Origin of the sequence: Rhodococcus sp. JVH1 (assembly GCF_000280725.2) — a bacterium.
In the GTDB taxonomy this organism is placed as follows: domain Bacteria; phylum Actinomycetota; class Actinomycetes; order Mycobacteriales; family Mycobacteriaceae; genus Rhodococcus_F; species Rhodococcus_F jostii_A.
The window spans coordinates 6,323,680-6,342,343 of the sequence record NZ_CP166289.1; the positions used below are offsets into that span (position 1 = coordinate 6,323,680).

An 18,664-nucleotide genomic window follows, 5' to 3' on the forward strand; every position below is an offset into this window, starting at 1 on the left:
GTTCGATCGGTCCTGCCTGCTCATCGTTGGTAGTTTGGCGAGAGATTCCCGGAACGTGCTGCGTGAGGAGATTCGTCCGTGGAGGTCGACAAGTCCGGCGACACGCTCGTCGTCCGCGCCCGGGACGGTGAGGTGCGTGGGTACCCCGAGGGCGACGTCTACGCGTGGAAGGGCATTCCGTTCGCCGCGGCCCCCGTCGGCGATCTGCGGTTCCGCGCCCCGACCCCGCCCACACCGTGGGACGGTGTGCGCGACTGCGTCGACTTCGGCCCGATGGCGCCGCAGGGGCACGGCACCGCCGTCCCCATCGATGCCGGACTCGAGATGGACGAGGACTGCCTGTCCGTCAACGTCTGGGCCCCGAGACCCGACGGCACCCCGCGGCCGGTGATGGTGTGGATCCACGGCGGTGCCTACTGCCTGGGAACCGCAGCTCAGGGCATCTACAACGGGCGCATCCTGTCTACTCTCGGCGACGTCGTGCTGGTCTCGTTCAACTACCGGGTGGGAGCGCTCGGCTTCCTCGACCTGTCGTCGTTCTCGACGGCCGAGCGGGTGTTCGAGACCAACTGCGGGCTGCGTGACCAGGTCGCGGCCCTCGAATGGGTGCGCGACAACATCGCGTCGTTCGGCGGTGACCCGGACGAGGTGACGGTGTTCGGGGAGTCGTCCGGGGCTGGATCGATCACCACGCTGATGACGTGTCCGAGCGCGGAGGGGCTCTTCCACCGCGCGATCGCCCAGAGCCCGCCCGCCACGTCGGTCTACGGGAGCGAGCGGGCGGCCACCGTCGCGAAACAGTTCCTCGACATCCTCGAGGTGGAACCCGCGCAGATCGACACACTGCTGCACCTTCCGTACCGCACGGTGATAGAGGCCAGCGACACACTCGTCAACGAGGTGCCGACGAGGATTCCGGGCACGCTCGCCATGGCGCCCGTGGTGGACCGCGACTTCCTGCCCCGCTATCCGGTGGCCGCGTTCCAGAAGGGCCACTCCCACCGCATCCCTCTCATCATCGGTTCCAACAAGGACGAGTCGTCGATCTTCAAGTTCATGAAATCGCCTCTGCTGCCGGTCACGTCGGATTCGGTGCAGGAGATGCTGAGGGCGATCGCGGCCGATCACCCCGAACTGCCCGCCGCCCGCCTCGCCGACATCCTGTCGGCGTACCCGGACCGCGGAAAGCCGAAGGGCGCGCTCGCGATGTCGCGGGACGCCGCGTTCCGGATGCCCGCCCTGTGGGTGGCCGACGCCCACAGCAGGCACTCGCCGACGTGGATGTACCGGTTCGATCAGGCCACGCCGATGCTCAAGGCCGCGCGCATCGGAGCCGGCCACGCCACCGAACTCCCGTACGTCTTCGGCAATTTCGACACCCTCAACATCGACCCGACGTTCTGGCTCGGCGGCCGGAAGACGGCGCTCGAGGTGTCGGGCCGGATCCAGCGCCGGTGGCTCGCGTTCGCGCGACACGGTGTCCCCGCCGCGCTGGACGGGTCCAAGCACTGGGCCCCCTACGACGAGGAGAACCGCTCGACGTTGCTGATCGACGGCGCGGACACCCTCGTGAAGGACCCCGACCACGAGATGCGGATCGCCTGGGGCAACGACGTCATGGGCTTCAACTGACGGGCACCTTGTCGTCCAGTTCCTTCAGAACGGGCAGCGCCAAGCAGGCCAGCCCGATGATCAGGACCGGGATCGCGAGCACGAAGAACGTCGGCTGAATTCCCCACTTGTCGAGGAGGGGACCGGCTAGCAGGTAACCCAGCGGACCCGCGGCGTACGCGGTGGACGTCATGACCCCGGTGACGCGCCCCCGCATGTGCTCCGGACTGCGAGTCTGCATGGCGTAGTTGGCGATCGGGCCGACCGGACCGAACACGAGACCCTGGAGGAGGGCCAGCGCCAGAATCGCCCACAGCGGCGGCAGGAACGCCATCGCGACCATGGCAGCGCCCAGCACCGTCACCGCCACCACCATCAGCATCCTGCGCGACACGTACGGCGCGAGCGGTCCGTACGCGAGGGCACCCACCACACCGCCGATACTGAGTGCCATCAGCACCGAACCCAGTTGCGCGGGCTTGTCGAGTTCGGTGAAGTACACCGGGAACACCACCGACTCGACGGGCATGTACAGCGCGACCACCGCCATGTCGACGAGAGCGATCGTGCGCAGGAGCCGGTTGTGCCACACGAACTTCAGGCCCTCGAGCGTGCCGTGCCAGATGGACGTCGGGCGCGTGGAGGTGTCGGGTCTGCCGGCGTTCTCCAGTCGCAGGAACGCGATGGTCACCACGGACAGCACGAAGCCGACGGCGGTGACCCACAACGTGTTCACCGCACCCACCGTCGCGATGAGGACACCACCGATGCCCGGTCCGACGAGATACGCCACGTTGTAGTTGGCCTCGTAGAGGCTGTTCATCCGGTCGAGTGACCAGCCCGCGGACTTCGTGGCGGCCGGCAGCATCGACTCCCGCGCCGCGATTCCGGCCGGATCGAACGCGGCGCCGATCGCGGCGAGGACGGCGATCACCGTGACGGTGAGGCCCGTCGTGTTCGCGATCACCGGGATGGCCGCCACGGACAGGGCGGACAGGCAGTCGGAGATCATCGACGTGCGACGACGTCCGAACAGGTCGACGAACGTGCCCGCGAACAGGCTCGACACCAGCAGCGGGAGGGTGGCCGCGCCCGCGACGATCGCGGCGTCGGACGCGCGACCTGTCCTCTCGAGCACGAGCCAGGGCAGCACGACGATCGCGATGCCGTTGCCGGTGGACGAGAACAGCGTCGCGAGGTTCAGGAGGATCAGGGGCCCGAACCGGCGAGTCACAGCCGTCTCGGTGGCGGTCACGGCAAGGGTCCTCTGGTCGGCTCGATCGGTGGTCCTTCGACGCTAACAGCGAGGTCGGGGCCACCGCGAGCGAATTTCGGCCGCTACTGGTTGCGTTGCAGGGTCAGTTCGGCGAGGGTACGCGCTCCGTCGCACGGGTCGCCGGTGCCCGACCGCTGCTGCACCCACCAGGTGATGACGCCCGAGTAGGCGGCGGTGATCCCGCACGTCGCCGAATCACCCGGACGCCGGGCGCTGAACGCCGACGTGCCCGCGATCGACGTTGTTTCCACCTGGTAGCCCAGCCCATCCGCCACACTCCGCTCGCGTTGCAGCGAGTTGTTCTCGAACCAGCCGAACGTGACGTCGATCGAACCGGCGGCGGACGACACCGTCCACATGCACACCGCGCCGAAGAAGTACTGGTCGATGCCGGCGCCGTGGAGGGTCTCCGCGATCTTGTCGTTGGGGACGGCGTCGCACTCGCGGAGGAGTTTGTCGAACTGCGGCGAGCCGCCGTCGTCGGTGGTTGCGGCGCCCTCGGGCAGGGGACTACCGGTGACGGAGGTGCCGCAGCCGGCCAGGATCATCGCCGACGCCAGCGCCGCGGCGACCCGGCGGCCGGCGCTCACTTGACCTTCTCCAACGTCAGCCGGCCGAGCGCGGTCGGGGCCGCGCACGGATCGGAGGGTGCGGTGGCCGTGCCGTAGCGGACCAGCCAGTGCACGAAGTCGGAACCCGTGCCGAGCGCGACCTCGCAGAATCCGACGTTCTGCGAGGAGAACCCGCGGTGCCCGGCGATCTCGAGGTCGTGGACCTCGTGACCGATGCCCTTGGCCACCGACCGCTCCCGGTCGATGGGGCTGCCGCGGTACCAGGTGAACATCACGTACCGTTCGCCGCCGTCCGCTTCCCACCGGCACTTGATGCCGTTGCGTGACACCGGGGTGAGCGCGGTGATCCCGGCGCGCTCGTACACCTCCGCGTCGGTCAGCGATCCGCATTCACCCACGAACGCGCCGGGCTGCGCGGCCACCGTCGTGGTCTGGGTGGACACCGCCGGATCGGTCTCGGAACCGTCGCCGGCACCGCAGCCGGCCAGCACGACCGCCGCGGCGACCAGACACGACGCGCGGACGGTCAGGCGGACCGGATCAGACGAGCTCCGCATAGCTCGGATTCTCGGCGATGTACTTCTCGACGTACGAGCACGACGGAATCACGGTGAGCCCGCTGGCCTTCGTATCGTCGAGGGCGGCCTTCACCACTTCCGCGGCCAGACCCTGACCGCGGAACTGGGGGTACGTGACGGTGTGGTGGAAGTCGCGGGCACCGTTCCGCTCGAAATAGTCGGCGTATCCGGCCAGCTGGCCGTCGAGGTAGATCTCGAACCGGGATTCCGACACGTCGTGCTCCACCGTGGCCGCCACAGACCGCTCCTCTGCTCGTGTGGCGTGCGCGCTGACCCGCGCACGCTGTCACTCGCAGATTACCGTCAGTCCGCGAGGTTGGTGCGCAGCAGCATGACGTTGTAGTCCGACCAGGTGGTGGCCAGGAAATACAGATCGGATCCCTGCGACCACGGGTGCATGTACGCGCCGTACAGCTCGGGCACGTCCCGGCTGCTCACCAGTACCTCGGGTTCGCTCCAGCCGGATTCGAGGTGGTCGGACCGGCGCATGACCACCGAATTGCCGGCATCGGTGTACATCGCCACGAACTGACCGAGGTACTGGTTGAACTGCACCGACAACTCGCTGACGGGTCCGGGTATGACGGGTGCGGCGACGGTGGCGTTGGCCTTCGCCCACGCCTTGCCGTCCCAGTACTCGTACAACGTGAGGTTCCGGATATCCGCTTCCTTCACCCGCGACAACCGGGCGTCGCCGGAACGACCCGACGGCGTGCCGAAACCGTAGACGAACCCGTCGTGCTTGACGTACGAGCCCATCTGGAAGTTCTCAGCGCCCGTGCCGGGCACGTTGGGCCGCAGCGTCAGGGGATCGGTGACCCAGTTCTCGCCGTTGTCCACGGAGTACGCGATGCCGGACGCGTTGGTGTCCCACTCGCCGGGGGCACCCCAGCTCCGCACGGACATGTAGTTGATGTACTGCGTCGCGCCGGGGCCCTCGCCGACCGAGATGCCGGTGGTGGGGATGACGGTCTGCTCCACACCCGGGATCTTCTTGCTCTGGATGATCTCCTTGGAATGGTTCGGGGTATCGACCGGGGAATTGTCGATGCGCATCCCGTCGGTGAGGTCCTTGTCGGAGCTGCGCAACAGGATGTTGCTGCGCCAGTCGCCGACCAGACCGCACAGCGGGTTGTCGCTCAGCCCGACGGTGTCACCGAACGCGGTGAGGATCTCACCGCCGCCGTTGTCCCACATGATGCCGAGGTCGGTGCCGAGCACCCGGAACCTGCCGATCGTGTCGTTGGAGCTGCGCGGTCCGGTGATGTGCGCGATAGCCTGAGTTTTGCCACGCAACTCGGGAAGGCGACCGTCGCTTCCGTTGAGCCAGGGAATGGGGTTGATGCCCTGGTTGGAGCCGCTCGATCCGAGGCTGCCGGTTCCGCCGAGGCACGGCGCCGCCGTCGCGACGGGGGGCGTCATCGTGAAAAACGTGCAGGTAGAAGCAAGTAAGGCGGGCATCGCCAGGGAGGCGACACGGCGGAGTCTGGTCACGAGCGCACCTCTCTGCGAGGAATCGAGTCGGGTCCGGTCACGCTAGCAATACCTCACCTGCCACACCAGTCCCTTGGGTAACCATTGGGTCTCGCATCCCGCCGGCGTAGCTACAGAATCGCTCCGGGGTTGAGGATCCCCAGCGGGTCCAGTGCGTTCTTGATTCGATGCGTCAATTCCATGACGTCCTCGCCCAACTGGTCGGGCAGCCAGGCCTTCTTCAGCCGGCCGACGCCGTGCTCGCCGGTGATCGTGCCGCCGAGAGAGATTGCGAGGTCCATGATCTCGCCGAAGGCGAGGTGAGCACGCTCGGCCATCGCGGCGTCCTCAGGGTCGAACACGATGAGCGGGTGCGTGTTTCCGTCGCCCGCGTGCGCGATCACCGCCACCATCACGTCACGCTCGCGGGAGATGGCAGCGATTCCCTCCACCAGCGCAGGCAGTTTCGGGAGTGGGACCCCGACGTCCTCGAGGAGCAGGCTGCCGAGTCTCTCGACCGCGGGGATCGCGAATCGTCTTGCCGCGGCGAAGGCTTCGCCCTCCTCGGGGTCGTCGGTGGTGAACACCTCGGATGCGCCGTTCGCCGTGCACGCGTCCGCCATCACGGAAATCTCTTCGGCCGCAATCGCACCGGGCGCGTCCGAGCGGGCGATGAGCATCGCCTCCGCCGTCCGGTCCAGGCCCATCTTCAGCGCGTCCTCGACGGCGCCGATCGAGGCGCGATCCATGAATTCGAGCATCGACGGCCGCAGCGTGCGGGTGATGGCCAGCACCGTGTCGGCGGCGGCCTGGACGGAGGCGAACGACGCGACGAGGGTGCTCGACGGCGGCTGGGCAGGGATCAGCCTCAGCGTCGCCTCCGTGACGATGCCGAGGGTTCCCTCGCTTCCGACGAACAGCTTGGTCAGCGACAGGCCGGCCACGTCCTTCAGACGCGGCCCGCCCAGGCGTACGTCCGTCCCGTCCGCGAGGACCACGCGCAGCGCGAGGACGTAGTCGGTGGTGACGCCGTACTTGACGCAGCACAGCCCGCCGGCGTTGGTCGCGACGTTGCCGCCGATCGAGCACATCTCGAACGACGACGGATCCGGTGGGTACCAGAGTCCGTGCTCGGCGGCGGCGGCCTTGACCTCCGCGTTGAGCAGTCCCGGTTCGACGACGGCGGTCCGTGTCACCGGGTCCACCTCGATCCGGCGCATGCGCTCGGTGCTGACCACCACGCACCCCGCTACGGCGGTGGCGCCGCCGCTGAGCCCGGATCCCGCACCGCGCGGGATCACGGGGACCCGGTGCTTGGTCGCCCAGCGCATCACCACCTGGACGTCCTCGGTGGTCGCGGGGCGGGCGACGGCGAGGGGGCGGACGGCGTCGGGGTCGCGCGCCCAGTCCTGGCGATAGGAGACCAGGATGTCCGGATCGGTGACGAGGCACCCCTGGGGGAGCGCGGCGGCGAGCGTCGCGAGTGCGTCGTCGGTGACCGTCATCGTGACTCCTGAAATGCGGGTGTCGGGCGCCCCGACGGTAACCCAGCGGGCCGCAGGTGTCCTCGAATTGGTCAGACGTCCAACTGAACCGATTCCGACCCGATTGTTCGGATATCGCTCCAACCTGGACGTTCGGTGCAGAAGCGACACCCCAATAGTCCATCTGTTAGTTACTTACGCGTAGGAGTCTCAGGATGTGGGATCAGGGGGGTGAATTTTTTCCGGGGTTCCGGCGATGGGGTATGCACGTCGGTCCGGAGGAGAAAATGCAGGTAGGGGCGTCCCGTGAACCGTGAGGACCCGGACGAATCGGGTGTAACACAGGTCACATTCGTCACTCTGTTACCGGATCGTATCGACCAGGCAATGCAAAAACTCACTTCTACGGGTTAGCGTCTTGCATCGTCAAACACCGGCGAGGCGTTACACCCAAACGGAGATTCTCACGAAATGTGAGCTAGAACACGGTTGGGGCCGGGTTTTGCCGCACCGACCCTGGAAGGACCCGCACCGATGAATGCACTCCACCGAGATCCCAGCAGCTACATCTCCGCGATGTTCTCGTACGAGTTCCTGGACGGTGGCATCGACTACGATTCCATCGAACAGATCCACCGTGGCGAGTTCGACGAATGGATCTTCGCACTGGCCGGTTCGGGATTGTTCACCAACGAGGAAGTTCGGTGCATGGTGCAGGAATGGCGCCTGAACCCGAAGACCCTCCTGAACACGCTCCTCGCCGACGCGGACGAAGTCACCGCCAAGCGCTGCGAGGTCACCTGGGCCGCACTCGACCGCGTCGCCCCGTTCACTCCGTCCGTGCCGGTCGCCGTCTTCGGCTGAAGGCCTTCCCGCCGCAGGGCTCGCCGTCGTCACACGAGTTCGGTTCGATCTCCGTTCACGACGATCGCCTGATCGTCCGTCAAGGTGCGGTACTCGATGCCGGCGAGCCTCAAAGCGGTGACAGTGCGCCGAACGGCTGCCGCGTCCTCCAAGGGCACGGCGTCTTCGGCCCCTGGAAGCTCCGCAGGCGGGTGATGCGGCACGATCGCGAAGCCCACCACGCCCAGGCCGTCCCAGAGCGGCTCCATGCCGCAGGTTGCGACCACCTCCGCCGGGTCATCGGAGGAGTCGAGACCGTGCAGCGTCGGAGTCATCACACACGCCCCCGCGCTGTAGCCGGCGTACACCAGCGAATCGCTCAGCAGTAGTTCCGGGATCACCCGGTCCGCCCCGCTCCGGGCCTGCGCGCGCAACACGAACGTGTTCCCACCGCGCACCCACAGCATGCCGAACCCCTCCAGCCGCTCCCTCAGCGCGGCCGACCGCGCCTGTCCGTCGCAGCCGATGTAGTCGCGCAGATCCACCTCTTCCGGGGTGAAGCCCAGCCGCGTCAGCGGCATCACGTCACTCACGACCGCGGACGTCCGCGCCGTCCGCGGCCACGCGTCCGCGGCCGCGGCGATCACCCCCACGCGCCCCGGGTTGCCGACGAGCGAGAGCAGCGGCGCGGGATCCGCGCCGAACCGATACGAGGACAGGAACAGGCGCACCGCGGTCAGATCGTGAACGCGAGGTTGTCGACGATCCTCTTGCCCACGGCGGTGTCGCCGCTCAACGCGATCTCGTCGCGGTGATCGGCCGCCGTCGTCCGGCCGCCCGCCAACCGGGTGAACAGCCGGGAGTCGAGAGTCACGGTCGCGGTGGCCTCGGACGGCAGTGCGTCGACCACCGCGGCTCTGCCGTCGACGGCGACGTGAATGTTCCGCGCAAGCGGTCCCGTCAGCTCCAGGGTGATCCTCGACCCGTCAGGGGCCTTGCCGCGCTTGCCGACGAGGAACGCGACAGCGCCCGCGATCTCCTCGAACGCCGTCTCCCCGCGCAGGCCGCCCTCGTCGCCGGGCAGCGCGAGGGCGTCGCGCAGGTCGAGCTCGTGCATCCAGCAGTCGAACACGCGGATGCGCATGAACCGGAGGTAGGGCGCCGGACCGACCGGTGTGGTGGTCTCGGCCTCGAACGCCTCGTCGGTCATCTCGCTCAGCTCCGACCGCCTGCGGGCCACGATCACCCGGAAGCGCTCGAGCATTTCGGGGCCGGAGCACCCCCGCAGGCCCTCGACCCACTCTTCGTTGAACGCACCGATCTCGTTGCGCACGTGCGCGAGGCAGCGGACGTCGATACTGGTGTGCGGTGCGGAGATTCCGGCAAGGAGCGACTCCGTGCCGATGAGATGCGCGGTCACGTCGTGGACGGTCCAGCCCGGGAGCGCGGTGGGCGTGAACCACGCGTCGCCGGACAACGTCGACAGCACGTCGTCGAGTACGTCCCATTCCTCGAACAATGCGTCGAGGATCGGTTCCTTCTGCAGGGCATTCACGGGTCGTACGCCTCCTTTTGCCTCAACTGTAGGACCTCCCGCCGGAGCGTCCGAGCGTTTTCGCCGCGGGCGGACGAATGCGCCGGTGACGGCGTCGAAGACCTCCCCGTCCCGGGTCCGGTGTGGTAGACCCGTGGTGAGAATCTCCATTAACAAAGGAGTGCGGATGTTCCCTGGAAACTTCGTGGCGACCACCCCGGACAAGCCCGCTGTCATTCGTCCCTCGACGGGGGAGCAGCTGACCTACCGGGAGCTGGACGAGCGGTCCACCCGCCTCGCACGGCACCTGCGTTCGCTCGGCCTGAAGGTCGGCGACCACCTGGCGCTCGTGTCGAGCAACGACCTCCGGGTTCTCGAGGTGTACTGGGCAGCGCTGCGATCGGGGCTGTACATCACCGTGGTGAACTGGCATCTCACCCCGGAGGAAGCCGGCTACGTCGTGGACGACTGCGGAGCCGAGGTGCTCATCGTTTCCGCCGACGCGGGCGGCGCCGTGCCGCGCGAGGAGAATCAGCTGCCCCGCATCCGTCACCGTCTCGTGTACGGCGGCGAACTCGACGGATTCGACAGCTACGACGACGCCGTGGCGGCGCAGTCGGCCGAACCGCTCGATTCGCAGCCCCGCGGGCAGGACATGCTGTACTCGTCGGGCACCACCGGCAGGCCCAAGGGGATCAAACCCGCTCTCCCGGAGGGCGAGGTGGACACCACGATGGATCCGTACACCGCCGTGTTCGCCCCGATGTACGGATTCGATTCCGACACCGTCTATCTGTGCCCCGCACCCCTGTATCACGCAGCGCCGCTGCGCTTCTGCGGCACCATCACCTCCGTCGGCGGCACGATCGTCCTGATGGACCGCTTCGACGCCGAGGAGGCGCTGCGGCTCGTCGAGGAGTATCGGGTGACCCACAGCCAGTGGGTCCCGACGATGTTCGTCCGGATGCTGAAGCTGCCCAAGGACGTTCGCGACAAGTTCGACGTGTCGAGTCTGAAGGTGGCGATCCACGCGGCGGCGCCGTGCCCGCCCGACGTGAAGCGTTCGATGATCGAGTGGTGGGGCCCGGTGATCCGCGAGTACTACGCATCCACCGAAGGGGCCGGTGCCACGTTCATCGACAGCGCCCAGGCCCTCGCGAAGCCGGGATCGGTCGGCCACGACGGGGTCATGGGCATCGTGCACATCTGCGACGACAACGGTGCGGACGTGCCCGTCGGTGACATCGGGACCGTCTACTGGGAGAGGGAGGAACGGCCGTTCGAGTATCACAACGACCCGGTCAAGACCGAATCCGCGACGCACCCCGACCATCCGACGTGGACCACGAGCGGCGACATCGGGTACATCGACTCCGACCGCTTCCTCTACCTCACCGACCGCGCCGCGTTCATGATCATCTCGGGTGGGGTGAACATCTACCCGCAGGAGTCGGAAAACGTTCTCACCATGCATCCCAAGGTGTTCGACGTCGCGGTGATCGGCGTGCCCGACGAGGAGATGGGCGAACAGGTCAAAGCCGTCGTGCAACTCGTCGAGGGGGTGGAGCCGTCCGATGCCGTCGCCCGCGAATTACTCGACTACGTGCGCGACCGGGTGAGTCACTTCAAGGCGCCGCGCAGCATCGACTTCTCCGACGACCTGCCGCGCACACCCACGGGCAAACTCGTCAAGCACAAACTCCGTGCCCGGTACCTGAACGCCGGCTGAACTCCCGCACGTCACCTGCCGCGCGCCGCCCCGCAGCGCGGGCAGGTGCCCGCGGTGTGATCGGTGAGGAACAACCCGCAGTCGGGGCACACGCGGTCGAGCCAGCAGACGGGGTCGCCGCCGAGGTCGTCGTCCGGCTCGGTGACGGGCGCGGCGTCGTCGCGGTGGGCGGTCACAACCGATCCAGCATGTATTCGGCAAGTACCTCGGCGTGACTGTGACTGACGTCCTTCGTCGCGGTCAGGAGAACGATCGGCCGCCCCTGCGCGAGTTCCTGCACCCGCGCGACGGCCTTCCGGCCGGTCGGCGAATCGAGTTCGTGGACGTACCGCTCGCGGAACTCGCTGAACGCGGCGACGTCGTGCGAGTACCAGTGACGCAACTCCGTCGACGGAGCGAGGTCCTTGGCCCAGTCGTCGAAATGGAACGCGTCCCTGCGGAGGCCCCGCGGCCACAGCCGGTCCACGAACAGCCGCAGTCCGTCGCCCTCGGTCGGATGGTCGTACACCCGCTCGACGACGACCGGCGGATCCGCGGTGACGTCCTCCGCGTTCCGTTCCTTCGGTGTGCTCATGGCCGAACCTCCGCTTCCGTGCGGCTGTCTACCGTCAGACTACGACCAAACACCCTGTGACCGGGTTCACAAACGAGCAGAAAGATCTGTGAGAACGACTGTTCGGACTCGATTCAGACGCCTACTCACGGACTTCTCTGTTCCCTACGTCACGCGTTCTCTGGCTACTATCAGCTAACTCAGTCGAGTCGGGGGAAATATTTCCGCTCATCATCGGTTGATCGCCGCTCGTCGCGGCACACACACCATCTACCGCAGGAAGTCGATACATGGATACATCGCAGAGCGCGTCCACTGCGCGCCCGACGGTCGGCGTCGTTCGGGAGTCGAACGACGGTGAGCGTCGGGTCGCGTTGGTGCCCAAGGTCGTGGCGTCGTTGATCGCCAAGGGCGTCGACGTGGTGGTCGAGTCGGGTGCCGGTTTGGGCGCGCTGATCCCGGACGAGTTGTACAAATTGGCAGGAGCCGCCATCGCCGATCCATGGGCGGCGGACGTGATCGTGAAGGTCGCGCCGCCGTCGGACGAGGAGGTGGGCCGGTTGCATGCCGGGCAGACCCTGATCGGGTTCCTCGCCCCCCGTAACCAGGACAATCAGGTCGCCGCGCTGAAGGCGGCCGGGGTGCAGGCGTTCGCGGTCGAGGCGATCCCGCGGATTTCCCGTGCCCAGGTGATGGACGCGTTGTCGTCGCAGGCGAACGTGTCCGGGTACAAGTCGGTGCTGCTCGCGGCGTCGGAATCGACCCGGTTCTTCCCGATGCTCACCACCGCCGCGGGCACCGTCAAGCCCGCCACGGTGCTGGTGCTCGGGGTCGGTGTCGCCGGCCTGCAGGCCCTGGCCACGGCGAAGCGTCTCGGTGGCCGGGCCACCGGCTACGACGTGCGCCCGGAGGTCGCCGACCAGGTCCGCTCGGTCGGTGCGCAGTGGCTCGATCTGGGGATCGACGCCGCCGGTGAGGGCGGGTACGCCCGCGAGCTGACCGAGGCGGAGCGGGCGCAGCAGCAGCAGGCGCTCGAGGACGCGATCAAGGGCTTCGACGTGGTCATCACCACCGCTCTGGTGCCCGGCCGTCCGGCGCCGCGGTTGGTGACCGCCGCCGCGGTGGAGGGCATGAAGCCCGGATCCGTGGTGGTCGACCTGGCCGGTGAGACCGGCGGTAACTGCGAGCTCACCGAGCCCGGTCAGACCGTGGTCAAGCACGGGGTGACGATCTGCTCGCCGCTGAACCTGCCTGCCAGCATGCCTGAGCACGCCTCGGAGCTGTACTCGAAGAACATCTCCGCGCTGCTCGAGTTGATGCTCGTCGACGGGGCGCTGGCCCCCGATTTCTCGGACGAGGTCCTCGCCGCGTCCTGCGTCACCCGTGAGGAGGGTGTGTCCTAGATGTACACCGAATTGTTGGCGAACATCGCGATCCTGGTGTTGTCCGGGTTCGTGGGGTTCGCGGTGATCTCCAAGGTCCCGAACACGTTGCACACCCCGCTGATGTCGGGCACGAACGCCATCCACGGCATCGTCGTCCTCGGCGCGCTGGTGGTGCTCGGCAAGGTCGACAACCCGCCGTGGGGGCTGCAGGTGATCCTGTTCGTGGCCCTGGTCTTCGGAACGATCAACGTGGTCGGTGGTTTCGTGGTCACCGACCGGATGTTGGCGATGTTCAAGTCCAAGCCCACCGCCCCTGTTGCTGCTGAGAAGGGTGGGGACCGGTAATGGAGTATTTGGTCAACGTGTTGTACATCGTGGCGTTCGCGATGTTCATTTACGGTCTGATGGGTCTGACCGGCCCGAAGACCGCGGTCCGCGGTAACCAGATCGCCGCGGTCGGCATGGGTGTCGCGGTGGTCGCGACGTTGATCGCGATCCGGGACACCTCCAACTGGGTGCTGATCGTCGCCGGTCTGGTGATCGGTGTGGTGTTGGGTGTGCCGCCGGCGTTGCGGACGAAGATGACCGCGATGCCGCAGCTGGTGGCCCTGTTCAACGGTGTGGGTGGTGGCACGGTCGCGCTGATCGCGTACGCCGAGTTCCTGGACTCGGACGGGTTCACCGCGTTCCAGCACGGTGAGTTGCCGACGGTGCACATCGTCATCGCGTCGCTGTTCGCGGCGATCATTGGATCGATCTCGTTCTGGGGTTCGGTGATCGCGTTCCTCAAGCTGCAGGAAACGTTGCCGGGCCGGCCGATCGGCATCGGCCGGTTGCAGCAGCCGCTCAATGCGGTGCTGCTGATCGGGGCCGTCGCGTTGGCGGTGGCGATCGGGGTCAAGGCGATCGAGCCGACCGGCCCCACGTCGCAGTGGTGGATCGTGGGTGTGCTGGTGCTGGCGGCGGTGCTCGGGTTGATGGTGGTGCTGCCGATCGGCGGCGCCGACATGCCCGTGGTGATCTCGCTGCTCAACGCGCTGACCGGTCTGTCCGCGGCGGCCGCCGGTCTCGCGCTCAATAATCAGGCGATGATCGTGGCCGGCATGATCGTCGGTGCGTCGGGTTCGATCCTGACCAACCTGATGGCGAAGGCGATGAACCGGTCCATCCCGGCGATCGTGGCCGGCGGGTTCGGTGGCGGCGGCGTCGCGGCGGCGGTCGGGGACGGCACCGTCAAGACGGCGAAGTCGACCTCGGCGGCGGATGCGGCGATCCAGATGGCGTACGCCAACCAGGTGATCGTGGTCCCCGGCTACGGGTTGGCCGTCGCGCAGGCCCAGCACGCGGTCAAGGACATGGCCAAGATGCTCGAGTCGAAGGGTGTCGAGGTCAAGTACGCCATTCACCCGGTCGCCGGCCGGATGCCCGGGCACATGAACGTGCTGCTGGCGGAGGCCGACGTCGAGTACGACGCGATGAAGGAAATGGACGACATCAACGACGAGTTCGCCCGCACCGATGTCACCCTGGTGATCGGTGCGAACGATGTCACCAACCCCGCCGCCCGCAACGATCCGTCGTCGCCGATCCACGGGATGCCCATCCTGAATGTGGATCAGTCGAAGTCGGTGATCGTGCTCAAGCGGTCGATGAATTCCGGGTTCGCCGGCATCGACAACCCGCTGTTCTTCGCCGACACCACCTCCATGCTGTTCGGGGATGCGAAGAAGTCGGTCTCCGAGGTCACCGAGGAACTCAAGGCCCTGTAGGCCCTCCGGGCCCGTGCGTGGTTGACGAGTGCAGAGACTCGCAGACCACGCACGGGCGCGAAGCGCCTCAGAGGCGCAGACTGCCGCGGTGCCGGGAGAAGGCGATGGCCGCGGTGTCGGGCCGTCGCTCTTCACGCTCGGCGGCCACGGGGGAGTACAGCATCAGGGTGGACGCCAGCGCCCACCAGATCGCCAGGATGATCAGGCCGGCCGCAAGGCCGAAGATGCCGATCGGTTCGACCAGCGCGGCTGCCCCCGCGACACCGAGGACGACGGCGAAACCCAGTCCCGCGATGACGGGCCGGAACCGCGGCGCCGACACCAGCAGCGCCGAACCGTACAGCGCGGTGACGGCGACGACGTGCCCGCTCGGCAGGAGCACCGACGGCGCATCCGATTCCCATGCCCGGACTGCGGCGCTGGTGAGATTCGCGCCGATACACAGCAGCAGTACCGCACCCATGCCGTACGAAAGTTTTCGCATCGCCGCGACGATGGCGAGTACGACGGTCGCTGCGAGCACCGTGGTGATGTCGATCGCCTGGATTACAGGATCGGCGACGGGTCGGAGTGCCTCCGGGAGGACGAGACCCGACGATTCGGGGCGGATGAGGTACAGCGCGCACAGTGCCGCCACACCCGCCGCGGCGAAGGCGAGGCGACGAAGACTGCGACGCAGCCTGCTAGTCGATTCGGTCACGACACACAGTGTGCCAACCGACGCTGAACGATCGATGAGAGGCCGCTGTGAGGTCGGTGAACGGCCCTGTTCGTGCGGCGAGTGTGTGTCCCGATCGCGGGTGGGTGCCGCACCCGGCGGAGTAACGTCGTCGCCGACCGATCTCGAATCGTCTTTCCGCGTGAACACACACGATGTGACCGATATGAGTGGACGGATCTCGCGCCGATCGTTCCTGCGTGCGGTGGCGCTCGGCGGTGGGCTGGGCGCGGTTTCGGCCGGGTCGGCGAGCGCCTTCCCCTTCGACATCGATCCGCTGCGACCCCTGATGTTCTCCTCGCCCCCGCTCGAACCTTTTCGTGATCGGCTCCCGATCCTGCCGACGATGTCCGGGACGACCGTCGACGTCCACGCGAGCAGCACACTCCACCAGTTCCACGCCGATCTGCCGCCCTCGCCGGCGTTGGCATACAGCGGAGCGGACTATCTCGGCGCGACGATCGAGGCGCACGTCGATCAGCCGACGACGATCGCCTTCGGGAACAGCATCACCGTCCACCCGTTCGCCGTCGATTTCGATACGTCACTGCACGGGCTGAGCGAACGGGACCGCACGCAGGTGCCCACGGCGACGCATCTGCACGGCGGGGTGAATCCGCCGCAGTTCGACGGGCACCCCGAGCAGGTGCTCCGGCCGGGTCAGGAGTACCTGCACTATCTTCCGAACCGGCAGGACGCGGCCGGACTGTGGTACCACGACCACGCCATGGGGGTGACCAGACTCAACATCTATGCGGGCCTCGTCGGGCAGTACCTGCTGCGGGACGACTTCGACACCGGGCGCGCCGACAATCCGCTGCGTCTGCCGGCGGGGGAGTTCGAGGTTCCCCTCGTGCTGCAGGAGAAGATGTTCACCGCCGAGGGCAGGCAACGGATCCGCTCGACGCCCGCCGTCCCGCGAGGGAGCTGGGAAGGGGGCGCGGTCGGCGACGTCGGGGTCGTGAACGGCAAGGTGTGGCCGGAACTCGACGTGGCCCGGGGGTTGTATCGAATGCGACTCGTCAACGCGGGCTCGCTGAGTGTGTGGAATCTGTACTTCGGCAACCGCATGCGGTTCTGGGTGATCGGCGGCGACAACGGGCTGCTGGACGCCCCGGTCGCGGTGACGCGGGTGCGGTTGAGCCCAGCCGAGCGTATCGACGTCCTAGCCGACTTCGGATCTCTGGAACCGGGATCGACGGTGGAACTCTGCAACGACGAGCCGCCGCCGTTCCAGGCCGCACTGATCGGCGAACGCACGATGCCGAGGTTCTGCCGTTTCCGGGTGGGCACTGCCCGCGGATTCGCCGGCGCGCCCCCGGCGACACTGCGCGGAGGACCAGCGCAGCCGGAATTGCTGCCGCCGATCCCGCGGCCCGAGGTCTTCCGGAACGTCACGCTCAGCCAGCCGAGCGACGTGCGGCTTCCGCCGTCGATCATGTCCCTGAACAATCTCCGGTATTCGACCGAGGACATCGAGTTGCCGCGCCAGGGCACTGTAGAGCAGTGGAATATCATCAACGCGACCAATGATCCGCATCCCGTGCATCTGCATCTCGCGAACTTCCGGGTGCTGGGGCGTCAGGTCATCGAGACTCTGCGATTCGCGTTCGCCACCCCGCAGCCGCCGCTCGGCATCCGGTGGACTCCGTCGGCGGACGCGTTCACGATCTCTCCGCTCCTTCCGGCGGAACCGTGGGAGCGGGGATTCAAGGACACGGTGCTGGCGAACGCCAATTCCGTCACCAGAATCGTCGTGCGGTTTCCCACGGCGGAGGGGCTGGGCTTCGACCCCGACGCGGTGTTCGGGAGCGAATCACACGACGCCCACGGACACGGACCCACCGGTGGTCCGAGACCGCTGCAGGGCTACGTCTGGCACTGTCACATCCTCGATCACGAGGATCACGAAATGATGCTCAGGTACCGCACGCCGGCCTGAAAGGTCAGGTGCGCCGGACCGCCCCCGCGAACGTGGCGGCCACCAGCACGCAGACCAGGGGGACCACCATCGCGACGGTGAGCGGAACCACCTGGGTGATCCAGCCGATGGTGGCCGGGCCGGCGAGGAATCCGACGTACCCCAGCCCCACCACCCGGGACATGTTGGTGCCCGCGGAACCCGCGCCGAGGTTTCCCGCGGCGGTGAAGATCTGCGGGACACAGCCCGACAACCCGAGGCCGAACAACGCCCAGCCCAGGACGGTGAGCGGGAGCAGCCCGGAGACGACGACGAGCAGCATTCCGAGGGCCGCGATCAGGGTGCCGTAGCGGACGACGGCGACGGGACCGAGCGCTCCGCTCACACGGTCCGCGGTGAACCGGCCCACCGTCATCATCACGGAGAAGGCACCGAACGCGAGGGCGGCGACGGAATCGGACGTTCCGAGGTGTTCCTTGACCTGCAGGGTGCTCCAGTCGTTCGCGACACCCTCCGACAGCATGAGGACGAAGGCGATGCCACCGAGCGCGAGGACCCGGGTGGACAGCCGGCCCTGTGCCTTGTCGGCGGGAGCGGTGTCGTGCCGAGAGCGGGGACGGTCCGCCATCAGCCACCGCGAGCCCGCGGCGACGGTGACGACCCCGACACCTGCGGCGACCAGCAACGCCGTCACGGGTGCCCACCCGGCTGCGAGCGTCGCCGCTCCGAGCAGCGATCCTGCCACCCCGCCCACGGAGAACAGGGCGTGGAACGCCGACATGATCGGCCGTCCGTACCGCTGCTCGACTTCGACGGCCTGCGAGTTCATCGACACGTCCAGTGCGCCGTTCGCGAAGCCGAACACGAGCAGGGCGAGACCGAGTTGCCAGGCCGCGGAGGCCAGCCCCGGGCCCACGGTGGCGGCCGACAGTGCGAGTCCGGCGATGATCACCATGCGCCTGCTGCCGAACCGGTCGGCCAGTGGACCGCTGACCTGCATGCCGCCGATCGCGCCGACCGCGAGCAGGAGCAGCAGCGAACCCAGCGTCGAGTGGCTGATGCCGATCCGGTCCTCGATCGCCGGAATGTGCACGACCCACATGCCGAGCAGGAATCCGTTGATCCCGAAGATCCCGAACGTTCCCGCGCGCGCCCGGCGGAGCGGCTCGGCCACTGGTTCGCGCGTGTCGACCGCGGACGCTCGGGAAGTGCTCACCG

General features: G+C 67.5%; 19 protein-coding genes. 7 read left to right on the plus strand and 12 right to left on the minus strand.

What is annotated here, in order from left to right:
- Window positions 1–78: 78 nt before the first annotated feature.
- Complete coding sequence (locus tag JVH1_RS29350) at window positions 79–1,632, plus strand: carboxylesterase/lipase family protein (protein ID WP_009474280.1); 1,554 nt, start codon at window positions 79–81, stop codon at window positions 1,630–1,632.
- Here JVH1_RS29350 and JVH1_RS29355 read toward each other — a convergent pair.
- The 6 genes from JVH1_RS29355 to JVH1_RS29380 form a co-directional block, all read right to left on the minus strand.
- The gene (locus JVH1_RS29355) at window positions 1,625–2,866 is read right to left on the minus strand and encodes an MFS transporter (RefSeq protein ID WP_009474279.1); all 1,242 of its coding nucleotides are present in this window, start codon (window positions 2,864–2,866) and stop codon (window positions 1,625–1,627) included. The two genes, JVH1_RS29350 and JVH1_RS29355, sit on opposite strands and share 8 nt — an antisense overlap.
- 83 nt (window positions 2,867–2,949) lie before the next feature.
- Window positions 2,950–3,477 carry a DUF3558 domain-containing protein gene (locus tag JVH1_RS29360; RefSeq protein WP_009474278.1) on the minus strand — a complete coding sequence of 176 codons (528 nt, stop codon included), beginning with the start codon at window positions 3,475–3,477 and terminating at the stop codon, window positions 2,950–2,952.
- The gene (locus JVH1_RS29365) at window positions 3,474–4,016 is read right to left on the minus strand and encodes a DUF3558 domain-containing protein (RefSeq protein ID WP_009474277.1); all 543 of its coding nucleotides are present in this window, start codon (window positions 4,014–4,016) and stop codon (window positions 3,474–3,476) included. Before JVH1_RS29365 ends, JVH1_RS29360 begins: the two co-directional genes overlap by 4 nt.
- Complete coding sequence (locus tag JVH1_RS29370; RefSeq protein WP_005252788.1) at window positions 4,000–4,275, minus strand: GNAT family N-acetyltransferase; 276 nt, start codon at window positions 4,273–4,275, stop codon at window positions 4,000–4,002. Before JVH1_RS29370 ends, JVH1_RS29365 begins: the two co-directional genes overlap by 17 nt.
- Before the next feature lie 65 nt (window positions 4,276–4,340).
- Entirely contained in the window at window positions 4,341–5,459 is a 1,119-nt protein-coding gene (locus JVH1_RS29375; RefSeq protein ID WP_009474276.1) for a DUF4185 domain-containing protein, read from the minus strand.
- A gap of 182 nt (window positions 5,460–5,641) precedes the next feature.
- Window positions 5,642–7,015 (minus strand): FAD-binding oxidoreductase, encoded by a 1,374-nt coding sequence (locus JVH1_RS29380; protein WP_009474275.1) that lies wholly within the window; start codon window positions 7,013–7,015, stop codon window positions 5,642–5,644.
- A gap of 513 nt (window positions 7,016–7,528) precedes the next feature.
- Here JVH1_RS29380 and JVH1_RS29385 point away from each other — a divergent pair.
- Entirely contained in the window at window positions 7,529–7,858 is a 330-nt protein-coding gene (locus JVH1_RS29385) for a hypothetical protein (RefSeq protein WP_009474274.1), read from the plus strand.
- 29 nt (window positions 7,859–7,887) lie between these two features.
- On the opposite strand, the gene JVH1_RS29390 is transcribed toward JVH1_RS29385, so the two are convergent.
- Together JVH1_RS29390 and JVH1_RS29395 are read right to left on the minus strand one after the other, a co-directional pair.
- Window positions 7,888–8,568, minus strand: a complete 681-nt coding sequence (locus JVH1_RS29390) for a Type 1 glutamine amidotransferase-like domain-containing protein (RefSeq protein ID WP_009474273.1) — start codon at window positions 8,566–8,568, stop codon at window positions 7,888–7,890.
- Between the two features lie 5 nt (window positions 8,569–8,573).
- Entirely contained in the window at window positions 8,574–9,392 is an 819-nt protein-coding gene (locus JVH1_RS29395) for a maleylpyruvate isomerase family mycothiol-dependent enzyme (RefSeq protein WP_009474272.1), read from the minus strand.
- A gap of 166 nt (window positions 9,393–9,558) precedes the next feature.
- Here JVH1_RS29395 and JVH1_RS29400 point away from each other — a divergent pair, with 166 nt between their 5' ends.
- Window positions 9,559–11,100: an AMP-binding protein gene (locus JVH1_RS29400; protein WP_009474271.1), complete on the plus strand. Its 1,542-nt coding sequence runs from the start codon at window positions 9,559–9,561 to the stop codon at window positions 11,098–11,100.
- Window positions 11,101–11,111: 11 nt separating this feature from the next.
- Here the strand turns inward: JVH1_RS29400 and JVH1_RS29405 are convergent, their stop codons facing one another.
- Window positions 11,112–11,276: a hypothetical protein gene (locus tag JVH1_RS29405; RefSeq protein WP_009474270.1), complete on the minus strand. Its 165-nt coding sequence runs from the start codon at window positions 11,274–11,276 to the stop codon at window positions 11,112–11,114.
- Window positions 11,273–11,674 carry a DUF488 domain-containing protein gene (locus tag JVH1_RS29410; RefSeq protein WP_009474269.1) on the minus strand — a complete coding sequence of 134 codons (402 nt, stop codon included), beginning with the start codon at window positions 11,672–11,674 and terminating at the stop codon, window positions 11,273–11,275. Before JVH1_RS29410 ends, JVH1_RS29405 begins: the two co-directional genes overlap by 4 nt.
- 269 nt (window positions 11,675–11,943) lie before the next feature.
- On the opposite strand from JVH1_RS29410, the gene JVH1_RS29415 reads away from it, so the two are divergent.
- From JVH1_RS29415 to JVH1_RS29425, 3 genes are read left to right on the plus strand one after another with little or no spacing between them, the layout of a single operon-like run.
- Complete coding sequence (locus tag JVH1_RS29415; RefSeq protein WP_009474268.1) at window positions 11,944–13,056, plus strand: Re/Si-specific NAD(P)(+) transhydrogenase subunit alpha; 1,113 nt, start codon at window positions 11,944–11,946, stop codon at window positions 13,054–13,056.
- Window positions 13,057–13,383, plus strand: coding sequence for an NAD(P) transhydrogenase subunit alpha (locus JVH1_RS29420; RefSeq protein ID WP_009474267.1), 327 nt, complete (start codon window positions 13,057–13,059; stop codon window positions 13,381–13,383).
- On the plus strand, window positions 13,383–14,807 hold the full coding sequence (locus JVH1_RS29425) for an NAD(P)(+) transhydrogenase (Re/Si-specific) subunit beta (protein WP_009474266.1): 1,425 nt from the start codon (window positions 13,383–13,385) through the stop codon (window positions 14,805–14,807). The genes JVH1_RS29420 and JVH1_RS29425 overlap by 1 nt, the downstream gene beginning before the upstream one ends.
- Before the next feature lie 67 nt (window positions 14,808–14,874).
- Here the strand turns inward: JVH1_RS29425 and JVH1_RS29430 are convergent, their stop codons facing one another.
- A complete protein-coding gene (locus JVH1_RS29430; protein WP_009474265.1) occupies window positions 14,875–15,507 on the minus strand; it encodes a hypothetical protein in 633 nt (210 codons plus the stop codon).
- Between the two features lie 184 nt (window positions 15,508–15,691).
- Here JVH1_RS29430 and JVH1_RS29435 point away from each other — a divergent pair, with 184 nt between their 5' ends.
- Entirely contained in the window at window positions 15,692–17,467 is a 1,776-nt protein-coding gene (locus JVH1_RS29435; RefSeq protein WP_043778657.1) for a multicopper oxidase family protein, read from the plus strand.
- Between the two features lie 4 nt (window positions 17,468–17,471).
- Here the strand turns inward: JVH1_RS29435 and JVH1_RS29440 are convergent, their stop codons facing one another.
- The gene (locus tag JVH1_RS29440) at window positions 17,472–18,620 is read right to left on the minus strand and encodes an MFS transporter (protein ID WP_009474263.1); all 1,149 of its coding nucleotides are present in this window, start codon (window positions 18,618–18,620) and stop codon (window positions 17,472–17,474) included.
- Between the last annotated feature and the right edge of the window lie 44 nt (window positions 18,621–18,664).

What these genes read in the sequence shown, in the direction of transcription:
- JVH1_RS29400 (WP_009474271.1), top strand. Translation starts at nt 9,559, where the DNA reads ATGTTCCCTGGAAACTTCGTGGCGACCACCCCGGACAAGCCCGCTGTC.
- JVH1_RS29425 (WP_009474266.1), top strand. Translation starts at nt 13,383, where the DNA reads ATGGAGTATTTGGTCAACGTGTTGTACATCGTGGCGTTCGCGATGTTC.
- JVH1_RS29435 (WP_043778657.1), top strand. Translation starts at nt 15,692, where the DNA reads ATGAGTGGACGGATCTCGCGCCGATCGTTCCTGCGTGCGGTGGCGCTC.
- JVH1_RS29385 (WP_009474274.1), top strand. Translation starts at nt 7,529, where the DNA reads ATGAATGCACTCCACCGAGATCCCAGCAGCTACATCTCCGCGATGTTC.
- JVH1_RS29380 (WP_009474275.1), bottom strand. Translation starts at nt 7,015, where the DNA reads ATGACGGTCACCGACGACGCACTCGCGACGCTCGCCGCCGCGCTCCCC.
- JVH1_RS29365 (WP_009474277.1), bottom strand. Translation starts at nt 4,016, where the DNA reads ATGCGGAGCTCGTCTGATCCGGTCCGCCTGACCGTCCGCGCGTCGTGT.
- JVH1_RS29410 (WP_009474269.1), bottom strand. Translation starts at nt 11,674, where the DNA reads ATGAGCACACCGAAGGAACGGAACGCGGAGGACGTCACCGCGGATCCG.
- JVH1_RS29375 (WP_009474276.1), bottom strand. Translation starts at nt 5,459, where the DNA reads ATGACGCCCCCCGTCGCGACGGCGGCGCCGTGCCTCGGCGGAACCGGC.
- JVH1_RS29415 (WP_009474268.1), top strand. Translation starts at nt 11,944, where the DNA reads ATGGATACATCGCAGAGCGCGTCCACTGCGCGCCCGACGGTCGGCGTC.
- JVH1_RS29420 (WP_009474267.1), top strand. Translation starts at nt 13,057, where the DNA reads ATGTACACCGAATTGTTGGCGAACATCGCGATCCTGGTGTTGTCCGGG.